General features: G+C 52.2%; 18 protein-coding genes and 1 tRNA gene. 13 read left to right on the forward strand and 6 right to left on the reverse strand.

Going from position 1 to position 19,444, the window contains the following annotated elements:
• Positions 1 to 66 precede the first annotated feature (66 nt).
• Positions 67 to 1,098: an isoaspartyl peptidase/L-asparaginase family protein gene (locus tag OGY83_RS22720; protein WP_286636965.1), complete on the reverse strand. Its 1,032-nt coding sequence runs from the start codon at positions 1,096 to 1,098 to the stop codon at positions 67 to 69.
• 328 nt (positions 1,099 to 1,426) lie between these two features.
• Here OGY83_RS22720 and OGY83_RS22725 point away from each other — a divergent pair, with 328 nt between their 5' ends.
• The gene (locus tag OGY83_RS22725) at positions 1,427 to 2,059 is read left to right on the forward strand and encodes an ECs1377 family protein (protein ID WP_079939934.1); all 633 of its coding nucleotides are present in this window, start codon (positions 1,427 to 1,429) and stop codon (positions 2,057 to 2,059) included.
• 46 nt (positions 2,060 to 2,105) lie between these two features.
• On the opposite strand, the gene OGY83_RS22730 is transcribed toward OGY83_RS22725, so the two are convergent.
• Together OGY83_RS22730 and OGY83_RS22735 are read right to left on the reverse strand one after the other, a co-directional pair.
• A tRNA-Arg gene (locus OGY83_RS22730) sits at positions 2,106 to 2,180 on the reverse strand.
• A 75-nt stretch (positions 2,181 to 2,255) separates the two neighbouring features.
• Positions 2,256 to 3,197 carry a formate/nitrite transporter family protein gene (locus OGY83_RS22735; protein ID WP_123267634.1) on the reverse strand — a complete coding sequence of 314 codons (942 nt, stop codon included), beginning with the start codon at positions 3,195 to 3,197 and terminating at the stop codon, positions 2,256 to 2,258.
• Between the two features lie 288 nt (positions 3,198 to 3,485).
• Between OGY83_RS22735 and mlaA the strand changes: the two genes are divergently transcribed.
• Entirely contained in the window at positions 3,486 to 4,241 is a 756-nt protein-coding gene (gene mlaA / locus OGY83_RS22740; RefSeq protein ID WP_286636966.1) for a phospholipid-binding lipoprotein MlaA, read from the forward strand.
• Between the two features lie 59 nt (positions 4,242 to 4,300).
• On the opposite strand, the gene fadL is transcribed toward mlaA, so the two are convergent.
• Positions 4,301 to 5,581, reverse strand: a complete 1,281-nt coding sequence (gene fadL, locus OGY83_RS22745) for a long-chain fatty acid transporter FadL (RefSeq protein ID WP_286636967.1) — start codon at positions 5,579 to 5,581, stop codon at positions 4,301 to 4,303.
• Between the two features lie 371 nt (positions 5,582 to 5,952).
• On the opposite strand from fadL, the gene OGY83_RS22750 reads away from it, so the two are divergent.
• The 4 genes from OGY83_RS22750 to sixA all read left to right on the forward strand — a co-directional run bounded on the left by OGY83_RS22750 (position 5,953) and on the right by sixA (position 10,569).
• A complete protein-coding gene (locus tag OGY83_RS22750) occupies positions 5,953 to 6,237 on the forward strand; it encodes a YfcZ/YiiS family protein (RefSeq protein WP_003834838.1) in 285 nt (94 codons plus the stop codon).
• A gap of 180 nt (positions 6,238 to 6,417) precedes the next feature.
• Positions 6,418 to 7,728, forward strand: coding sequence for an acetyl-CoA C-acyltransferase FadI (gene fadI, locus OGY83_RS22755; protein ID WP_063940574.1), 1,311 nt, complete (start codon positions 6,418 to 6,420; stop codon positions 7,726 to 7,728).
• Positions 7,728 to 9,875: a fatty acid oxidation complex subunit alpha FadJ gene (fadJ, locus tag OGY83_RS22760; RefSeq protein WP_286636968.1), complete on the forward strand. Its 2,148-nt coding sequence runs from the start codon at positions 7,728 to 7,730 to the stop codon at positions 9,873 to 9,875. The genes fadI and fadJ overlap by 1 nt, the downstream gene beginning before the upstream one ends.
• A gap of 208 nt (positions 9,876 to 10,083) precedes the next feature.
• The gene (sixA, locus tag OGY83_RS22765) at positions 10,084 to 10,569 is read left to right on the forward strand and encodes a phosphohistidine phosphatase SixA (protein ID WP_003028179.1); all 486 of its coding nucleotides are present in this window, start codon (positions 10,084 to 10,086) and stop codon (positions 10,567 to 10,569) included.
• A gap of 74 nt (positions 10,570 to 10,643) precedes the next feature.
• Here the strand turns inward: sixA and smrB are convergent, their stop codons facing one another.
• The gene (gene smrB, locus OGY83_RS22770) at positions 10,644 to 11,195 is read right to left on the reverse strand and encodes an endonuclease SmrB (protein ID WP_286636969.1); all 552 of its coding nucleotides are present in this window, start codon (positions 11,193 to 11,195) and stop codon (positions 10,644 to 10,646) included.
• 166 nt (positions 11,196 to 11,361) lie between these two features.
• On the opposite strand from smrB, the gene prmB reads away from it, so the two are divergent.
• From prmB to OGY83_RS22800, 6 genes are read left to right on the forward strand one after another with little or no spacing between them, the layout of a single operon-like run.
• The gene (prmB, locus tag OGY83_RS22775) at positions 11,362 to 12,294 is read left to right on the forward strand and encodes a 50S ribosomal protein L3 N(5)-glutamine methyltransferase (protein ID WP_079939929.1); all 933 of its coding nucleotides are present in this window, start codon (positions 11,362 to 11,364) and stop codon (positions 12,292 to 12,294) included.
• A 39-nt stretch (positions 12,295 to 12,333) separates the two neighbouring features.
• Positions 12,334 to 13,419, forward strand: a complete 1,086-nt coding sequence (gene aroC, locus OGY83_RS22780) for a chorismate synthase (protein WP_079939928.1) — start codon at positions 12,334 to 12,336, stop codon at positions 13,417 to 13,419.
• A gap of 3 nt (positions 13,420 to 13,422) precedes the next feature.
• Positions 13,423 to 14,247 (forward strand): penicillin-insensitive murein endopeptidase, encoded by an 825-nt coding sequence (gene mepA / locus OGY83_RS22785; protein WP_286636970.1) that lies wholly within the window; start codon positions 13,423 to 13,425, stop codon positions 14,245 to 14,247.
• Positions 14,247 to 15,056, forward strand: a complete 810-nt coding sequence (locus tag OGY83_RS22790) for a sulfite exporter TauE/SafE family protein (protein WP_003834821.1) — start codon at positions 14,247 to 14,249, stop codon at positions 15,054 to 15,056. The genes mepA and OGY83_RS22790 overlap by 1 nt, the downstream gene beginning before the upstream one ends.
• Entirely contained in the window at positions 15,056 to 15,604 is a 549-nt protein-coding gene (locus OGY83_RS22795) for an elongation factor P hydroxylase (RefSeq protein ID WP_003834819.1), read from the forward strand. The genes OGY83_RS22790 and OGY83_RS22795 overlap by 1 nt, the downstream gene beginning before the upstream one ends.
• Before the next feature lie 32 nt (positions 15,605 to 15,636).
• Complete coding sequence (locus tag OGY83_RS22800; RefSeq protein WP_191214198.1) at positions 15,637 to 15,915, forward strand: YfcL family protein; 279 nt, start codon at positions 15,637 to 15,639, stop codon at positions 15,913 to 15,915.
• A 112-nt stretch (positions 15,916 to 16,027) separates the two neighbouring features.
• On the opposite strand, the gene mnmC is transcribed toward OGY83_RS22800, so the two are convergent.
• A complete protein-coding gene (mnmC, locus tag OGY83_RS22805) occupies positions 16,028 to 18,028 on the reverse strand; it encodes a bifunctional tRNA (5-methylaminomethyl-2-thiouridine)(34)-methyltransferase MnmC2/FAD-dependent 5-carboxymethylaminomethyl-2-thiouridine(34) oxidoreductase MnmC1 (protein WP_286636971.1) in 2,001 nt (666 codons plus the stop codon).
• Between the two features lie 159 nt (positions 18,029 to 18,187).
• Here mnmC and fabB point away from each other — a divergent pair, with 159 nt between their 5' ends.
• Positions 18,188 to 19,402 carry a beta-ketoacyl-ACP synthase I gene (gene fabB / locus OGY83_RS22810; protein WP_003834815.1) on the forward strand — a complete coding sequence of 405 codons (1,215 nt, stop codon included), beginning with the start codon at positions 18,188 to 18,190 and terminating at the stop codon, positions 19,400 to 19,402.
• Positions 19,403 to 19,444: the final 42 nt, after the last annotated feature.

Below are 19,444 nucleotides of genomic sequence, written 5' to 3' on the forward strand. Positions count from 1 at the left end.
GGCGAAAAGAGAAAGGGACTGACGTGAGTCACAGAGCATCCCCGCCTTTATGGCGGGGAAATATCATTAACGATAAATGGCTACAACAGGTTTTCCGTCATTACCTATGGTTCCGCGGTACATCCCTTCAGAGTTGAAGGACATGGAGTAATTACCTGCTTTATCAAGCACAATAACCCCACCGCTGCCATTCAGCGCCTTAACTTCATCCAGGGCATTCTGTGCTGCGTCCTTTAAAGGGGTATTGCGGTATTTCACTTGGGCTGCAATGTTATAAGCGGTAAGCGTGCGGATAAACATTTCTCCTGAACCGGTTGCGGATACCGCCACGGTTTCATTGTCGGCGTAATTACCTGCGCCAATGATAGGTGAATCTCCCACTCGTCCGTAACGTTTGTTGGTCATTCCGCCTGTAGACGTTCCGGCAGCCAGATTACCTTCTTTATCCAGTGCAACAGCACCGACAGTGCCATATTTATAGTCATACATCATCGGATCAGCAAACAGAGCTGCGCTCTTTCCGTCGTGATCCAGGAGTACTTTTTCTTTTTTGATTGCATTCTGTAATTGCTGCCAGCGAAAATCAGTTTTGAAATAAGCCGGATCAACGGTTGTGAGTCCCTGTTCTTTTGCAAAGGTATCCGCGCCTGCCGAGACCATGAGAACATGTGGACTTTGTGTCATAACGGCATACGCCGCATTAATTGGGTTTTTAACTGTGGTTACACCGGCAACGGCGCCGGCTTTTCGTGTTTTCCCGTCCATAATGGACGCATCCAGTTCATTACGGCCATCGTGGGTAAACACGGCGCCTTTACCTGCATTGAAGAGAGGGGAATCCTCCATCACATTAATCGCTTTCTGAACGGCTTCCAGGCTGCTACCGCCTTTATTCAGAACGGCATAGCCAGCATTCAGAGCTTCAGTGAGTTTTTCTGTATACTGCTTTTCTTGTTCTGGTGTGATGGTATCTTTTGTAATAGTACCGGCACCACCATGGATCACCAGCCGTATCGGCGATTGCGTATCTCCCCATGCGGGAACAGTCAGTAAGGTACATAGGGCCAAGGTAGCGATACTGGTCTTGATTCTGATCATATGAATAAATTCCTTTTTTCTAAGCGATGAATCAGTTTGGACAATGTCACCGGTAATTTTTATTATTACCGGTATTAATCAGCCTGCTTGGGAGAAGTTTTTCTGATGAGCTGGCTAAAAATTGATCATGGCTATATTTCAATAGTCATAATTCATGTGAATTGATTTTAGTCAAAAAAAGATTTTTAATGATTGATTTACCAAATAATGAAGCGTTTCAGCAGAAGTTTCTCTTATTCAACTGACAATACTAGCAGGCTTCCGGTTGCAGCCTGTCGCTGGTAAGGTGAGCAACCGATACCAAGATGTGGCCAGAAGGGAATTCAGTGTGACCGAGCGTATTGATTATCAGGCTGAAAAATACAGCTTTACTGAGGCGACTGAGAGTTCTCGTCTTACCGGCCAATGGGCTGATGTTATTGCTGAATGTCGGGTATTGAAGGCAGGTCCAGAAGAACGTCTGCGTATTGCTTTATTGAATGTGGACTACGTGACCAGCTTTGAGTTGCCTTTCCGCCTGTTATTACTCCGTACCCCGCAACTGATTGCCAGCGTACGTGAAGAACTGCAGCTTAGTCAGAAAAACGTCATCTTTAACGGCAAACGCTTTGGTTGTGTTTATAGCCTGAAAGCCAGTCTCAGCGGGATACCGGATGATTTTCAGTACCGCCTGTCGCATCGTATCCGGCGCATTAGTCCTGCAGGTTCAAGCGAAGCGCCATATCAGCAGATTGCTAAAACAGTAAAAGCGCCGCGCGAACGTCTGAAGCTGGCACTGGAATCGGGTCTTGATGTCACTGCGTTGGACGGGCTGTTCTGGTTTGGCAGCCAACGTATTGCCGCTGATGTGCTAAGGCTGAGAAAAGCAGGGATGCGGATAGCGACAGAGCAGACAGTGGTGTCCGACAATCTTACTGCAACAGTGAGGAATGTGCCGTTTTACCGTCTGGCCCAGAGATGAACTGACTGGTAAATGAAAGGATTATAACTGGAAGCATAAGAGTTCATGGTGTCCCCTGCAGGAATCGAACCTGCAACTAGCCCTTAGGAGGGGCTCGTTATATCCATTTAACTAAGGGGACGAAGCGGCACGAGTATAGCGTTTTTTACTCACAACGGTAAGTCTCAGGCCGCCCGACTGCTCAAACAGTCACCATTCAGGCCTGTTTTTTCTGGTTTTTCTGCTTTTGCTCATCCCGCTTTGCTTGCAACCTGGCTTCTTCTTTGCGTTTGTTGCTCATATCATTGCGGATCTGCGCATGGCTCATCAGCGCGAAAATAAACGTTCCGCCACAGATATTCCCGGCGAGCGTTGGTAGCGCAAAGGGCCAGAAAAAATCACTCCAGTGCAGCGTGCCATTAAAGACCAGATAAAGAATTTCCACCGAGCCGACGACGATATGCGTGGTATCACCTAACGCAATCAGCCAGGTCATCAGAATAATGACCACAATTTTTGCCGCTCCGGCGGCGGGGAACATCCATACCATCGTGGCAATTAACCAGCCAGAAATGATGGCGTTGGAAAACATCTCTGTTGGCGTATTTTTCATCACATCCATACCAATTTTCACGAAGGCATCGCGGGTCTCTTCATCAAAAATCGGCATATGTTCAAATGCCCATGCCGCAACCCCGGTACCAACAATATTACCCAGCAGAACCACGCTCCACAGGCGCATCAACAGGCCAAAATTGCCGAGGGTAGGGTTTTGCATCACCGGCAGTACGGCGGTAACGGTATTTTCGGTAAAGAGTTGCTGGCGGGCCATAATGACAATAATAAAGCCGAAGGTATAACCGAGGTTCTCCAGTAAAAATCCCCCTGGCACGCCTTCCAGCTGTACGTGAAAAATCCCTTTTGCCAGTAGCGAGGCGCCCATCGACAGTCCTGCTGCGATGGCTGACCACAGTAGCGCCATTGCGTCGCGCTCCATCTCTTTCTCCCCATCCTGGCGAATATGTTCATGGATTGCCATGGCGCGGGAGGGGAGTCTGTCCTCATCAAGCTCTATCTTTTTCCCTGTTAGCTTTTCATCGCTTTCCACCTCGAGTTCGTCGCTGTGTCGATCAATCTTATCTTTCTTGATGTCATTCATGGCCGAATCCTGAATAAGCACGTATTGCTAAAGCGTAGCGGCTTTTGTCCGAAAATCAGCGGGAGAAAGTCTGAGATAGCAAAAATAGTAACGTTTGTTTTTATCGGGTTAGTTAGAATAGAACCGCCGCGGAGTGCGCATTACCAGGCTATGATCAAATCAGTAAGACAGGGTATATAGACATCATTTGACGTGCTGTTACAATCGCTCACATCTAAGCAGGCGGATACGTCATCGTTCCGTCATGGATGGCAATCAGCGATAGCCATAAAACACAGGGAGACACTTATGAAGCTTCGCCTGTCGGCGCTTGCGCTGGGAACCACACTTTTGGTGGGGTGTGCGAGCTCCGGTACTGAACAGCAGGGGCGTTCGGACCCATTTGAAGGGTTCAACCGCACCATGTACAACTTCAACTTTAATGTTTTAGATCCATATGTTGTTAGACCCGTAGCTGTTGCCTGGCGTGATTATGTTCCGCAGCCAGCGCGTAATGGTTTAAGCAACTTTACGGGGAACCTTGAAGAGCCGGCCGTCATGGTCAACTACTTCCTGCAAGGCGATCCTTATCAGGGGATGGTGCACTTTACCCGTTTCTTCCTGAATACCCTGTTAGGTATGGGCGGCTTTATAGATGTGGCAGGTATGGCTAATCCGAAGTTGCAGCGCGTTGAACCACACCGCTTTGGCAGTACGTTAGGCCATTATGATGTTGGTTACGGGCCGTATATGCAGCTTCCGTTCTACGGTAGTTTCACACTGCGTGATGATGGCGGCGATATGGTCGATACGCTGTATCCGGTCCTGTCCTGGCTGACCTGGCCGTTGTCGATAGGCAAATGGACGGTTGAAGGGATTGAAACCCGTGCGCAATTGCTCGACTCTGACGGTCTGCTGCGTCAGTCTTCCGATCCTTACATCATGGTGCGTGAAGCTTACTTCCAGCGTCATGACTTTATTGCGAACGGCGGGAAACTCAAACCAGAAGAAAACCCGAACGCGAAAGATATTCAGGACGATTTAACAGAGATCGATTCTGAGTAAGGAATTGGACAAATAAAAAGGTGAGCTAAAAAGCTCACCTTTTTTACGTCTGAAGAAAATCAGAATGCGTAGTTGAAGTTTGTACCAAACAGCCAGGCTTTACCTTCAGAGTCGAAAGTATAGTCGCCTTCTTGCACTGTTACTTTTTGTCCGTGCATGTAAGACACACCGACGTCGATAGAGGCATCGTCATTGAACGCATAAGTTGTACCCGCACTCAGCCACAGGCGGTCCTGATCCGGAATGGAGATGGAACGCTTGCTTGCTGGAACAGGGCTATCGTCATAGGCGATACCGGTGCGGAAGGTCCAGCTTTTATCCATGTAATAAGTGGTACCCAGCGCGATGCGGTAAGAATCTTTGAAGCCTTCTTCTTTATAGAACAGTGTCTGTCCATCGGAACCTGTTGCTTTCAGCTCTTGGAACTGACTCCAGCTGGTATAGGCCATGCTGTAGTGGATAGCCCACTGTGGTGCAATACGGTTATAACCTGACAATTCCCACATTTCAGGCAGGTTAAGCGTCAGAGAACCCGGGACGGTGGCATTGGTCGTTCCCCATGGGAATGTAGTGCCAGCGCCTGGTATAGCGTTCGCCTGGGTACGGATGCCACTCTTATAATCGCCATCAAAATCAATTTTAACTTCAGAACGGTACGTCAAACCATAACGGTTATTTTTATCCAGTTCGTACAGAATCCCGGCGTTCCAACCGTAGCCCCATTCGTCCCCTTTCAGGCTGGCAATTTTGTTGCTGACCTTCGGTAATGCAGCCGTCTGCTCGCCGGAATAACGCTCAATTTTTGCATCAGCATAAACGGCGTTAAAACCGAGACCGAAGCTCCAGCTATCATTCAGACGGTAGGCGCCGCTCAGGTTAAGGTTGACCGTTTTAAGGTCGGTCTTACCGCCGTATTCACCGACGATGTAGCTGTCGTTAAATTCGGTAGCCAGACCATAGTTTGAGGTAACGGAAGCACCCCAACCAAACTGTTCGTTAATAGGCATCACGAAGTGAGCATTCGGAACCCACGCCGTAGGCGCGATGTTATCCGCATCAGTGCTGCGTCCGGTGTATGGCGAATTACCGGAAATATTAACGTCTGGATCGATATACACCGCGCCCGCAGAAAAAGTAGGGCGATCGAACATCATAATCAGTGCCGGGTTACGACTGGCGTTACCTGCATCATCTGCAATTGCGCCTTCACCCGAATATGCCCGGCCAAGGCCAGAGGAAGAAAATTCGTTTAACTGAAAGCCTGCAGACCAGGCCTGTGTGGAGATAATTGCCACTGCGACTGCGAGAGCAGACTTTGTAAACAGGGTTTTCTGGCTCATGACCATAACCTCATTGATTTATTTTTATACAAACAATGTTACATACCGTAACAGGAGCGCGAAGTGTAGGGTCTGAGGTACGACTTAGAAATCAGACCAGTGCCGAGAGTATAGGTCTGACCAGCTGAAATGTTGCAAGTATGTTTATAAATATTTTCAAACTTGATCAAAGAAACGCGATCCAGCTGGCAAAATTGCGGGGGCGCGCACTCACCTGTTTGGGCGATTTTTGTTTTAGATCATTTTTAAGTGTGATTTCGGTCACTTATCGCATTTCATACAATTAACGACTGGAGAGGCGAATAATGGGAGCGTAAAATATCCCTATCGTTTATCTGGCACCTCAGGTGCGAATACAGAGGAAATCTACAATGAGTAAATGCAGTGCTGATGAAACCCCGGTTTGCTGCTGTATGGATGTTGGCACCATCATGGACAACTCCGACTGCACCGCGTCTTACAGCCGTGTGTTCGCGAATCGCGCAGAGGCAGAAGAAACACTGGCCGCTCTGACTGAAAAGGCGCGTGGCGTGGAATCTGAGCCTTGCCAAATCACCTCTACCTTTACTGAAGAGTCAGAAGGTGTGCGTCTGGATATCGACTTTGTTTTTGCCTGTGAAGCTGAAACGCTGATTTTCCAACTGGGCCTGCGTTAATTCCCCCCTTCTGCAAAAGCCCTTGCTATCTGATAGCAAGGGCTTTTTCGTAACTGTCAGTGATTATTCACTGTGTCTTAGCTCCCACTTTCTTTTCTCTCCGCTTGGCTAAATGTAAAAAATTGGTTAAGACTATGATCAGGTCAGACCACTTATTTTATTTTTTTACAGGGGAGTGTTATGAGTCAGGCTTTACCGCTGGTTACACGCCAGGGCGACCGTATTGCCATTGTAAGTGGATTGCGTACGCCATTTGCTCGTCAGGCTACCGCGTTTCATGGCATTCCCGCCGTTGATTTAGGAAAAATGGTCGTCGGTGAGCTGCTGGCGCGCAGCGAAATACCTGCTGATGTGATTGAGCAACTGGTTTTTGGTCAGGTGGTGCAAATGCCTGAAGCGCCAAATATTGCTCGTGAAATTGTGCTGGGAACTGGCATGAATGTGCACACGGATGCCTACAGCGTAAGCCGAGCCTGTGCTACCAGCTTCCAGGCAGTGGCGAATGTCGCGGAAAGCCTGATGGCGGGGTCTATTCGTGCGGGAATTGCGGGTGGTGCGGACTCCTCGTCAGTCTTGCCTATTGGCGTTAGTAAAAAGCTGGCGCGGGTGCTGGTGGATGTCAATAAGGCCCGGACTACCGGTCAACGCCTTAAACTCTTTTCCCGATTGCGCTTACGTGACCTGATGCCTGTGCCGCCAGCAGTCGCCGAGTATTCCACCGGTTTGCGGATGGGGGATACGGCTGAGCAAATGGCCAAAACCTATGGTATTACCCGAGAGCAACAGGATGCCCTGGCGCACCGCTCTCATCAGCGTGCCGCTCAGGCGTGGGCTGAAGGAAAGCTGGCAGATGAGGTAATGACTACCTACGCGCCGCCGTTTAAAGATCCTTTTTCGGAAGATAACAATATTCGCGGTAACTCTACGCTGGCGGATTACGCCAAACTACGTCCGGCGTTTGACCGCAAGCACGGCACCGTCACCGCAGCAAACAGTACCCCGCTAACGGACGGCGCAGCCGCCGTGATCATGATGACGGAGTCGCGTGCAAAAGAGTTGGGACTGGTACCGCTGGGATACCTGCGTAGTTTTGCTTTTACCGCCATCGATGTCTGGCAGGACATGCTGCTGGGACCGGCGTGGTCAACGCCACTTGCCCTGGAGAGAGCGGGTCTGACCATGGCAGATTTAACCCTGATCGATATGCATGAAGCCTTTGCCGCGCAAACGCTGGCGAATCTTCAGCTGCTGGGTAGCGAACGTTTTGCCCGCGACGTGCTGGGCAGGGCGCATGCCACTGGCGAGGTTGATGACAGTAAATTTAACGTGCTGGGCGGATCGATTGCCTATGGACACCCCTTCGCCGCTACTGGTGCGCGCATGATCACCCAAACCCTCCATGAGCTGCGTCGTCGTGGCGGCGGTTTTGGTTTAGTGACAGCCTGTGCGGCAGGTGGTCTGGGTGCGGCAATGGTTCTGGAGGCGGAATAATGGAAATGGCATCGGCTTTTACACTAAACGTGCGTCTGGATAACGTTGCTGTTGTCACCATTGATGTGCCCGGAGAGAAAATGAACACCCTGAAAGCGGAGTTTGCTTCTCAGGTACGGGCTATTCTGAAACAAATTCGCGATAACAAAGCATTGCGTGGTGTGGTGTTTATTTCGGCTAAACCCGATAACTTCATTGCCGGGGCGGATATCAACATGATTGGTAGCTGTCGCAGCGCGCAGGAAGCCGAAACGCTGGCCCGTCAGGGGCAGCAGATGATGGCGGAAATTAATGCCTTGCCGATCCCGGTTATCGCCGCGATTCATGGCGCATGCCTCGGCGGTGGCCTGGAGATGGCGCTGGCGTGCCACAACCGTATTTGTACCGATGATGCTAAAACCGTACTGGGTTTACCGGAAGTACAACTTGGCTTGTTGCCCGGTTCCGGTGGTACGCAGCGGCTGCCGCGCCTGATTGGCGTCAGTACCGCACTGGATATGATCCTCACCGGAAAACAATTACGCGCAAAACAGGCGCTGAAAGTTGGTTTAGTGGATGAAGTTGTACCGCATTCCATTTTGCTGGAAGCGGCCGTTGAACTGGCTAAAAAGGACAGTTCAGCGCACCGAACACTGCCCGTGAGAGAGCGGGTGTTGGCGGGGCCGCTGGGGCGGGCGCTGTTGTTCCGCATGGCCAGTAAAAAGACGGCGCAAAAAACGCAAGGTAACTACCCTGCAACAGAACGTATCCTTGAGGTCATCGAAACCGGGCTAGCGCAAGGCAGCAGTAGCGGTTACGACGCAGAGGCCCGCGCGTTTGGTGAACTGGCGATGACATCCCAGTCTCAGGCGCTACGGCACATCTTTTTTGCCAACACCGATGTGAAAAAAGATCCCGGAAGTGATGCGAAACCTGGCCCGCTAAACAGTGTAGGTATTTTGGGGGGCGGTCTGATGGGCGGTGGTATTGCCTACGTGACGGCCTGTAAAGGCGGCTTGCCTGTGCGCATCAAAGATATAAACGCTAAGGGAATCAACCACGCGCTGAAGTACAGCTGGGATCAGCTTGAAACGAAGGTTCGCCGCCGCCATATCAAAGCCAGTGAACGCGATAAACAACTGGCGCTGATTTCGGGATCGATCGACTACCGTGGCTTTGCGCATCGCGATTTGATTATTGAAGCCGTGTTTGAAGATCTGTCGCTAAAACAACGGATGGTGGCAGAAGTTGAGCAAAATTGCGCACCTCATACCATTTTTGCTTCTAACACCTCATCTTTGCCCATTGGCGATATTGCCGCGAACGCTGCCAGGCCTGAACAAGTGATTGGTTTACACTTTTTCAGTCCGGTGGAAAAAATGCCGTTGGTCGAAGTGATCCCACATGCCACGACTTCTGAACAGACGACTGCAACTACCGTTAAGTTAGCGAAAAAACAGGGCAAAACGCCGATAGTGGTCAGAGATAAGGCCGGCTTTTACGTTAACCGTATTTTAGCGCCTTACATTAACGAAGCGATTCGTATGTTGACCGAAGGCGAGCGGGTCGAAACCATAGACGCCGCGCTGGTTAAGTTTGGTTTTCCTGTTGGGCCAATCCAACTTTTGGATGAGGTCGGAATTGATACGGGCACTAAAATTATACCAGTGCTTGAAGCTGCATATGGAGAACGTTTTAGCGCGCCTGCAAATGTTGTTGCTTCAATATTGAATGACGATCGCAAAGGTAGAAAAAATGGTCGGGGTTTCTATCTTTATGGTGTGAAAGGGCGTAAAAGCAAAAAACAGGTCGACCCTGCAATTTATACGCTTATTGGCGTCCAGGGTCAGGGCCGACTTACCGCCGCGCAGGTAGCAGAGCGGTGCGTCATGTTAATGCTCAATGAAGCAGCCCGTTGCTTCGACGAGAAGATAGTCCGCAGCGCACGTGATGGTGATATTGGCGCTGTATTTGGTATTGGTTTTCCGCCATTCCTCGGCGGTCCGTTCCGGTATATGGATTCTCTCGGCGCGGGTGAAGTGGTTGCGGTTCTGCAACGGCTGACCACGCAGTACGGCTCGCGGTTTACACCGTGTGAGCAGTTATTGCAGATGGCGGAACGCAGTGAAAGATTCTGGAATATTGGGGAAACTGACCTGAATTCATGAGGTCAAAAGTAGGATGAATCCGCACTGAATGTATGGGTCGCGCTCAAAATGTAAACAGAGATTGACTATACTTACGCCGTTGAGGTAAAAAACAGCGTTTCATTCGGTGAATGGATAAGGCACAATGCCGGCCACCATATCGTTACCACAGCCAATAGGGGCTGTGAGTATAGGTAGTGGTGATTCTGGTTAACAAAAGCGGTGCAATATGCAAGTTTTTATCATGCGTCACGGCGACGCGGCCCTCGATGCCGCCAGTGATTCGGTTCGTCCCTTAACCTCCTGTGGTTGTGACGAATCTCGCCTGATGGCGAACTGGCTGAAAGGTCAAAAAGTGGATATCGAACGTGTTCTGGTGAGCCCGTTCCTACGAGCCGAACAAACGCTGGATGTGGTGGGGGAATGTATGAACCTGCCAACCGGCGTGGATGTTTTGCCGGAGTTGACTCCCTGCGGCGATGTCGGTCTGGTCAGTGCCTATTTACAGGCTCTGGCCAATGAAGGTATCGCCACGGCACTGGTTATCTCTCACTTGCCTTTAGTGGGATATCTGGTGTCTGAGCTTTGCCCTGGTGAAACACCGCCGATGTTTACCACATCAGCGATTGCCAGCGTTACGCTTGATGAGAGCGGGAAGGGTACTTTTAACTGGCAGATGAGCCCGTGTAACCTGAAAATGGCAAAAGCGATTTAAACAGGCCGGATAAGGCGCAGCCGCCACCCGGAAAATTAAAGAGCCGCAAATGCGGCTCTTTTTGTTTTTCTGCATCACGGAAGTTCGGGCGGTAGCCACTCTTCCACTTCAATCAGCACCAGCAACGCGGCGTCGCCGCCGTATTCTTTCGGCGCCTGATGAAAGGCCATCACGTGTGGATGCTGGGCCAACCAGAGCGGCGTTTGTTGCTTAAGAATATGCTTCCCGTGACCATGCATCACGCAGGCGCAAAATACATGCTCACGACGACAGGCGGCAATCAGCGCACCTAACTCTTGTTTGGCCTGCTGCTGAGTCAGGCCATGCAGATCGAGAAACAGCTCCGGAGAGTAATCGCCACGGCGCATTTTCTTCAGTTCGAAATGGCTGACGTCGGCACGCAGGTATCTTACCGGGCCGTCCGTATTCAGCAGCGGCTGAAACTCATCCGAGAAATAGTGGCTGGCATCAGCCTGCTCCTGTAGCAGTCTTTTAACCGGAACCTCGGCAATTTTTTTACGTGGAGGTCGGTGAACAATGGTGTCCTGTTTAATTTTACGCGTGCCGATCATCAGCTGGCGAAACAGCGTCTGATCCTCCTCGCTGAGCGATGTTTTCTTTTTCATTCGAGAGTCTCAACTTTTATTTTCCGTTAGTTTAACCCGACTCGGCGGGCATCCGATCGCTTAAAACGCAATTTTCGCGCTCAGGCCCCGTGTGAATGCTGATTTATCGCCGTCTTCGTGGCAAACTAGCCGCCGAAATTAATACGAGCATGCCCTGGAGGAATACGTGGATAAAATTTTCGTCGATGAAGCAGTGAGTGAACTGCATACCATTCAGGACATGTTGCGTTGGGCGGTCAGCCGTTTTAGCGCGGCGAACATCTGGTATGGCCATGGCACGGATAACCCATGGGACGAGGCTGTACAACTGGTGCTGCCGTCACTTTATTTGCCGCTGGATATTCCAGAAGATATGCGTACCGCACGTCTGACATCCAGCGAGCGTCATCGTATTGTTGAACGCGTGATTCGCCGCGTCAACGAGCGCATTCCGGTTGCTTATCTGACCAACAAGGCCTGGTTCTGCGGGCATGAGTTCTATGTTGATGAACGCGTGCTGGTTCCGCGTTCACCGATTGGCGAGCTTATCAATAACCGCTTTGCGGGCCTTATCAATGAGCAGCCGCAGCATATCCTCGATATGTGTACCGGCAGCGGCTGTATCGCCATTGCCTGCGCCTATGCCTTCCCGGAAGCCGAAGTGGATGCAGTAGATATTTCCACTGACGCGCTGGCGGTGACCGAACACAATATTGAAGAACACGGTCTGATCCATCACGTCACGCCGATCCGTTCCGATCTGTTCCGCGATCTGCTGAAAGTCCAGTATGACCTGATTGTGACCAACCCGCCGTATGTCGATGCGGAAGATATGTCCGATCTGCCAAACGAATATCGTCACGAACCTGAGCTGGGTCTGGCGTCCGGCACCGATGGGCTGAAACTTACCCGCCGCATTCTGGGGAACGCCCCAGACTACCTGTCAGATAACGGTATTCTGATTTGTGAAGTCGGAAACAGCATGGTACATCTGATGGAGCAGTATCCGGATGTACCGTTCACCTGGCTGGAGTTCGACAACGGCGGTGACGGCGTATTCATGCTGACCAAAGAGCAGTTAGTTGCTGCTCGTGAGCACTTCAGCATTTATAAAGACTAATTACACGCGCACATACACAACACTCATAACGGAGCCGTGATGGCAGGAAACACAATTGGGCAACTCTTTCGCGTAACCACTTTCGGCGAATCACACGGGCTGGCGCTCGGTTGTATTGTCGATGGTGTTCCGCCGGGCATTTCTCTGACAGAAGCTGACCTGCAGCACGATCTCGACAGACGCCGTCCAGGCACATCGCGCTACACTACGCAGCGTCGTGAGCCGGATCAGGTGAAAATCCTCTCCGGGGTGTTCGAGGGCGTTACCACTGGCACCAGCATTGGCCTGCTGATCGAAAATACCGATCAGCGTTCACAGGATTACGGCGCGATTAAGGACGTTTTTCGTCCAGGGCACGCCGACTATACCTATGAGCAAAAATATGGCCTGCGCGACTACCGTGGCGGCGGACGTTCTTCCGCACGTGAAACAGCGATGCGCGTGGCGGCCGGAGCGATTGCCAAAAAATATCTGGCGGAAAAATTCGGCGTTGAGATTCGCGGCTGCCTGACGCAGATGGGTGATATTCCGCTGGAGATCAAAGACTGGTCCCAGGTGGAACTTAACCCGTTCTTTTGTCCGGACCCGGATAAACTCGACGCGCTGGATGAACTGATGCGCGGGCTGAAGAAAGAAGGTGACTCCATCGGAGCTAAGGTGACCGTTGTTGCACGCGGCGTACCTGCGGGTCTCGGCGAACCTGTATTCGACCGCCTGGATGCCGACATCGCCCATGCGCTGATGAGCATTAACGCCGTTAAGGGCGTTGAGATTGGCGACGGATTTGACGTTGTTGCGCTGCGCGGCAGCCAGAACCGAGATGAAATCACCAAAGAAGGTTTCCAGAGTAACCATGCGGGCGGCATTCTGGGTGGGATCAGCAGCGGGCAACAAATCATTGCTCATATGGCGCTGAAACCGACGTCCAGTATTACCGTTCCTGGGCGCACTATTAACCGCTTTGGTGAAGAAGTCGAAATGATCACTAAGGGTCGTCACGATCCGTGCGTTGGGATCCGCGCCGTACCGATCGCCGAGGCGATGCTGGCGATCGTATTGATGGATCACCTGCTGCGTCAGCGGGCGCAAAATGCGGACGTGAAGACCGATATTCCACGCTGGTAAGAGATGAAAAAAACGGCACTTGCGGCGCTGGCTCTGTTTGCCAGTACCGCCTGTCTGGCGGCAACGCCCTGGCAGAAAATTACCCATCCGGTTGCGGGCAGCGCGCAGTCTATCGGCGCGTTTTCCAATGGCTGTATCGTTGGCGCAGATACGCTGCCTGTCCAGTCAGAACATTATCAGGTGATGCGCACCGATCAGCGTCGTTACTTTGGCCATCCGGACCTGGTGAGGTTTATCCAGCGTCTGAGTAATCAGGCCAATAGTCAGGGGCTGGGCACGGTGTTAATCGGCGATATGGGTATGCCGGCCGGTGGGCGATTCAATGGCGGTCACGCCAGCCACCAGACGGGGCTGGATGTGGATATTTTCCTGCAACTGCCGAAAACGCGCTGGACTCAGTCGCAACTGCTGCGGCCGCAGGCGTTAGATCTGGTCTCACAGGACGGCAAGCGTGTTGTGACGTCACTGTGGAAACCGGAGATTTTCAGCCTGATCAGGCTGGCTGCAAAAGATAATGAAGTAACGCGTATTTTCGTGAATCCGGCGATTAAGCAACAACTTTGTCTGGATGCAGGGACCGACAGGGACTGGTTGCGTAAAGTGCGGCCGTGGTTCCAGCATCGTGCGCATATGCACGTGCGGTTACGTTGCCCTGCGGACAGCCTTGAGTGCGAAGATCAACCGTTACCGCCACCGGGTGACGGCTGTGGCGCAGAGCTGCAAAGCTGGTTCGAACCTCCAAAACCTGGAACCACCAAGCCTGAGAAGAAGACACCGCCGCCGTTGCCGCCTTCCTGCCAGGCGCTACTGGACGAGCATGTACTCTAATGGATCATTTTGCCTCTCTGTTTATGGTGTCGCCACTGCTGTTAGGTGTGCTTTTTTTTGTGGCGATGCTGGCAGGTTTTATTGATTCTCTGGCCGGAGGCGGTGGTTTACTCACCATTCCGGCATTGATGGCGGCCGGGATGCCACCTGCGCAAGCGCTGGCGACCAATAAGCTGCAGGCCTGCGGGGGATCTATCTCTTCCTCCCTCTATTTTATTCGTCGTGGTGTGGTTAATCTGGCGGATCAGAAGCTCAATATCTTCATGACCTTTATCGGCTCAATGAGCGGCGCGCTGTTGGTTCAGCACGTGCAGTCAGATGTTCTGCGCCAGATCCTGCCGGTTTTGGTTATCTGTATTGGCCTTTACTTCCTGTTGATGCCGAAAATCGGGGAAGAAGACCGACAGCGTCGACTTCATGGGTTGCCTTTTGCGCTGGTGGCCGGGGGATGCGTCGGCTTTTACGATGGCTTTTTTGGTCCGGCGGCGGGATCGTTTTACGCGCTGGCCTTTGTCATGCTGTGCGGATACAACCTGGCGAAATCGACGGCCCACGCCAAAGTATTAAATGCCACATCGAATATCGGTGGGTTGTTGCTGTTTGCCCTCGGCGGCAAAGTGATTTGGGCGACCGGATTTGTGATGCTCATTGGCCAGTTTATTGGCGCACGGATGGGCTCACGACTGGTGCTCAGCAAAGGACAAAAACTCATTCGGCCAATGATCGTTATTGTCTCCGCCGTGATGAGCGCCAAGCTACTTTATGATAATCATGGACAGGAGATTCTCCACTGGCTGGGGATGAACTAATGAATAATACGCATCACTACGAACAGTTAATTGAGATTTTTAACGGCTGCTTTGCCGATGAATTTAATACCCGTCTGATTAAAGGCGACGACGAACCGATCTATCTTCCTGCGGATGCGGAATTGCCGTATCACCGTATCGTTTTTGCGCATGGTTATTACGCCAGTGCATTACACGAAATTTCACACTGGTGCATCGCCGGTAAAGCCCGTCGTGAGCTGGTCGATTTTGGTTACTGGTACTGCCCGGACGGACGCGATGCCAAAACACAATGCCAGTTTGAAGATGTGGAAGTGAAGCCGCAGGCGTTTGACTGGTTGTTTTGCATGGCGGCGGGCTACCCGTTTAACGTCAGTTGCGACAATCTGGAAGGGGACTTTGAACCGGATCGCGTGGTATTCCAGCGCCGTGTTCATGCTCAGGTGATGGAGTACCTGGAAAAGGGGATCCCTGAACGTCCGGCGCGTTTCATTAACGCGTTACAGAATTATTATCACACGCCTGAACTTACGGCGGAACAATTCCCGTGGCCTGAAGCGCTCAACTGAAGCCGCTGCCACGTTTACAATGAGGAAAGAAGATGATCGCGGAGTTTGAATCACGCATTCTGGCATTAATCGACGATATGGTAGAGCACGCCAGCGATGATGAGTTATTTGCCAGTGGCTATTTGCGTGGGCACCTGACGCTGGCTGTGGCAGAGCTGGATACTGGCGAGGACCATTCCGCTGAGGCATTGTACGCCAATGTGACCAGCAGCCTGGAAAAAGCCATCAGCGCAGGCGAACTCTCGCCGCGTGACCAGGCGTTAGTGAAAGAGATGTGGGACACACTGTTCCAGAAGGCAACAAAACAATAATTGCAGCGGATTGTGCCGGATGGCGACGCGAAGGCGTCTTATCCGGCCTACGTGGACGGGAGGAGGTAGGCCTGATAAGCGTAGCGCCATCAGGCAATGGTGGGATGGAATCCTATTTCACCGCTTTACCCTTCAGTAACTTCCTTACCCACAAACGATTCGGATTCAGCGCCGCCAGCGTATTGGCATCCATGGGAATTGGTTCATCGCTCATTTGCGATGCCAGAATTTCTGCACACAGCGGGGCAGTACACAGCCCGCGCGAGCCCAGCGCACCCAACATAAATAAATTGGAATACACCGGGGCGTTTACGGTGTGCTCTTTGTCTTCGGCAAGAGTGGCATACTGGCTGAGCGTGGCGTCATAATCCGCGACATTGCCGACCATAGGCATGTGATCGCGGGTGGCGCAGCGCACTCCACAACGGGCGGCATTGCCACTAACGTCTACTTCTTTTGCCCACGCGGCATTCGGGAAACAATCTATTAAGCGCTGACGGTTTTGCTGCTGATCGTCAGCACGATACACCGTTTCTTCACTTCCGCGATGATAGCTGGCGCCAATGCAGTGCTGCTGGTTTTGCGGGTTGTGCGGCGTGAGGTAGCCGTCATAGCACAGCACCTGGTGCAGCGCTGAAAGCGAAGGCGTAGTAGGAATATGACTCACCTGACCGCCTACGGAGTACACCGGTAGCGACTGCGTTTGCTCAACGCCGTTAATGCGATGCCCGTTAGCCAAAACAACAGCTGCGTGAGTGGCGGTTTCCCCACTGGCAAACGTCAATTGCCAGCTTTCTGTCTGCCGAGACAGCGAGGCCAGCGTATGTTGATACCGGGTGCGTAATCCCTGCGTTGCGGCATAGTCGAATAAGGCGGAGGTTAACTGTGCCGGACACAGCCACCCTCCGGCAGGGTACTGAATCCCACCGCATCCGGTTTCTACGCCGGTTGTTTGTAAAACCTGCTCTGCGTCAACGCTGACGGCGAGCGCATCAGGCAGTTCAAGGGACAGCATTTGGTCGATTTTTTGCTGGCTTTTCTCATCCCATGCCAGTTGCGTCACGCCGCACCAGTCATGCGAAAACTCAATGGGGAGGGCGTCATACAGCCGACGAGCGAAGGTAAACGCGGTGGGGAAAAAGAGATTAATGGCTGCGTCATGCTTGCTGAGTAGCGGATAAAGCGCGCCCTGGCGATTGCCGGATGCACCCCCGGCTGGGTTATCGTCGGCGCAATAGAGGGTGACCTGCCAGCCGCGGCGCAGTAACGCCAACGACAGCAATGCGCTGGCAATCCCTCCACCAATAATGGCAACTTCGCGTTTATCTGTTCCGGTACGTGCAAACCAGGGTGTCGATGGGGGGAGCGTCAGCGTCTGTTCCATTACGCCACAGAGCATTTCGCGTTTGCGACCAAAGCCTTTGCATTTTTGCATCGTAAACCCGGCTTCCTGCAACCCCCGACGCACAAAGCCTGCTGAGGTGAAGGTCGCCAGCGTGCCGCCGGGACGAGCCAGGCGGGCCATTGCGTTAAACAGCGTTGGCGTCCACATATCCGGGTTTTTTGCCGGAGCGAAACCGTCCAGAAACCAGGCGTCCACTTTTTGATTCAGGGAGTCATCGAGCTTGCTGGTCAGTTCGTTAATATCGCCAAACCACAGATCCAGCGTAACGCGTCCATCATCAAGGAGCAGGCGATGACATCCCGCCAGCGGCAGAGGCCATTGCTCTTGCAGAGCCTTGGCCCACGGGGCAAGTTCCGGCCAGTGCTGATGCGCTAATGTCAGATCATCTCGCGTCAGCGGAAATTTTTCAAAACTGATGAAATGTAATCTTTCCAGGGTAGCGTCAGGATGGGTATCGCAAAAATCGGCAAATGCCTGCCAGAGTGTGAGGAAGTTAAGTCCGGTGCCAAACCCGCTTTCCGCTACCACGAAGTGGGGGCGTGAATGCGCAGGGAATCGCTGGGCGAGATGATTCCCGCCGAGAAAGACGTAACGTGTCTCTTCCAGCCCGTTATCATTAGAAAAATAGACATCGTCAAAATCTCGGGAAACAGGTGTACCCTCAGCGTTGAATTCAAGGTTTGCAGGTTGTATAGCGTATTGTTTCACGTAAGTTACTCGTCTGGCAGGCTGTGCCCCGATCTTAGCGATGAGTGCCTGGCTGCGCAAATTTCCACACTAAATGGCTGATCGGACTTGTTCGGCGTACAAGTGTACGCTATTGTGCCACTCGAAACTTTAAAATAGTGCGACTTACAGAGGTATTGAATGAAACGTGCAGTGATTACTGGCTTGGGCATCGTTTCCAGCATCGGTAATAACCAGCAGGAAGTCCTGGCATCTCTGCGTGAAGGACGTTCAGGGATCACTTTCTCTCAGGAGCTGAAGGACTCCGGCATGCGTAGCCACGTTTGGGGCAACGTAAAACTGGATACCACTGGCCTCATTGACCGCAAAGTAGTGCGCTTTATGAGCGACGCATCCATCTATGCATTCCTTTCTATGGAACAGGCAGTGGCTGATGCCGGCCTTGCAGCAGAAGATTACCAGAACAACCCGCGCGTTGGCCTGATTGCAGGTTCCGGCGGCGGCTCCCCGCGTTTTCAGGTGTTCGGTGCTGACGCAATGCGTAGCCCGCGTGGTCTGAAAGCGGTTGGCCCGTATGTGGTCACCAAAGCGATGGCGTCCGGCGTTTCTGCCTGCCTCGCAACGCCGTTCAAAATCCACGGCGTAAACTACTCTATCAGCTCTGCCTGTGCGACATCTGCGCACTGTATCGGTAACGCGGTAGAACAAATTCAGCTGGGCAAACAGGACATCGTTTTTGCTGGCGGCGGCGAAGAGCTGTGCTGGGAAATGGCGTGTGAATTCGACGCTATGGGTGCGTTGTCCACTAAATACAACGACGATCCATCCAAAGCTTCCCGTACCTATGATGCACACCGTGACGGTTTCGTTATTGCTGGCGGCGGCGGTATGGTTGTGGTTGAAGAGCTGGAACACGCACTGGCACGTGGCGCGCATATCTACGCGGAAATCGTCGGTTACGGCGCAACATCCGATGGCGCAGACATGGTTGCTCCGTCTGGCGAAGGCGCAGTACGTTGCATGCAGATGGCGATGCACGGCGTAGACACGCCGATCGACTACCTGAACTCTCACGGTACCTCTACCCCGGTAGGCGACGTGAAAGAGTTGGGCGCAATTCGTGAAGTATTTGGCGACAATAGCCCGGCAATCTCCGCGACTAAAGCCATGACCGGTCACTCACTGGGCGCAGCTGGCGTACAGGAAGCCATCTACTCTCTGCTGATGCTGGAACACGGCTTTATCGCGCCAAGCATCAACATTGAAGAGCTGGATGAGCAGGCGGCTGGTCTGAACATCGTGACTAAACCGACCGAGCAGGCGCTGACCACCGTGATGTCCAACAGCTTCGGCTTTGGCGGCACCAACGCAACGCTGGTCATGCGTAAGCTGTAAGCGTAAGTCTGCAAAATGAGATGCAAAGGGGAGCCGTGAGGC

The organism is Citrobacter sp. Cpo090, from assembly GCF_030332665.1.
Lineage (GTDB): Bacteria > Pseudomonadota > Gammaproteobacteria > Enterobacterales > Enterobacteriaceae > Citrobacter > Citrobacter portucalensis.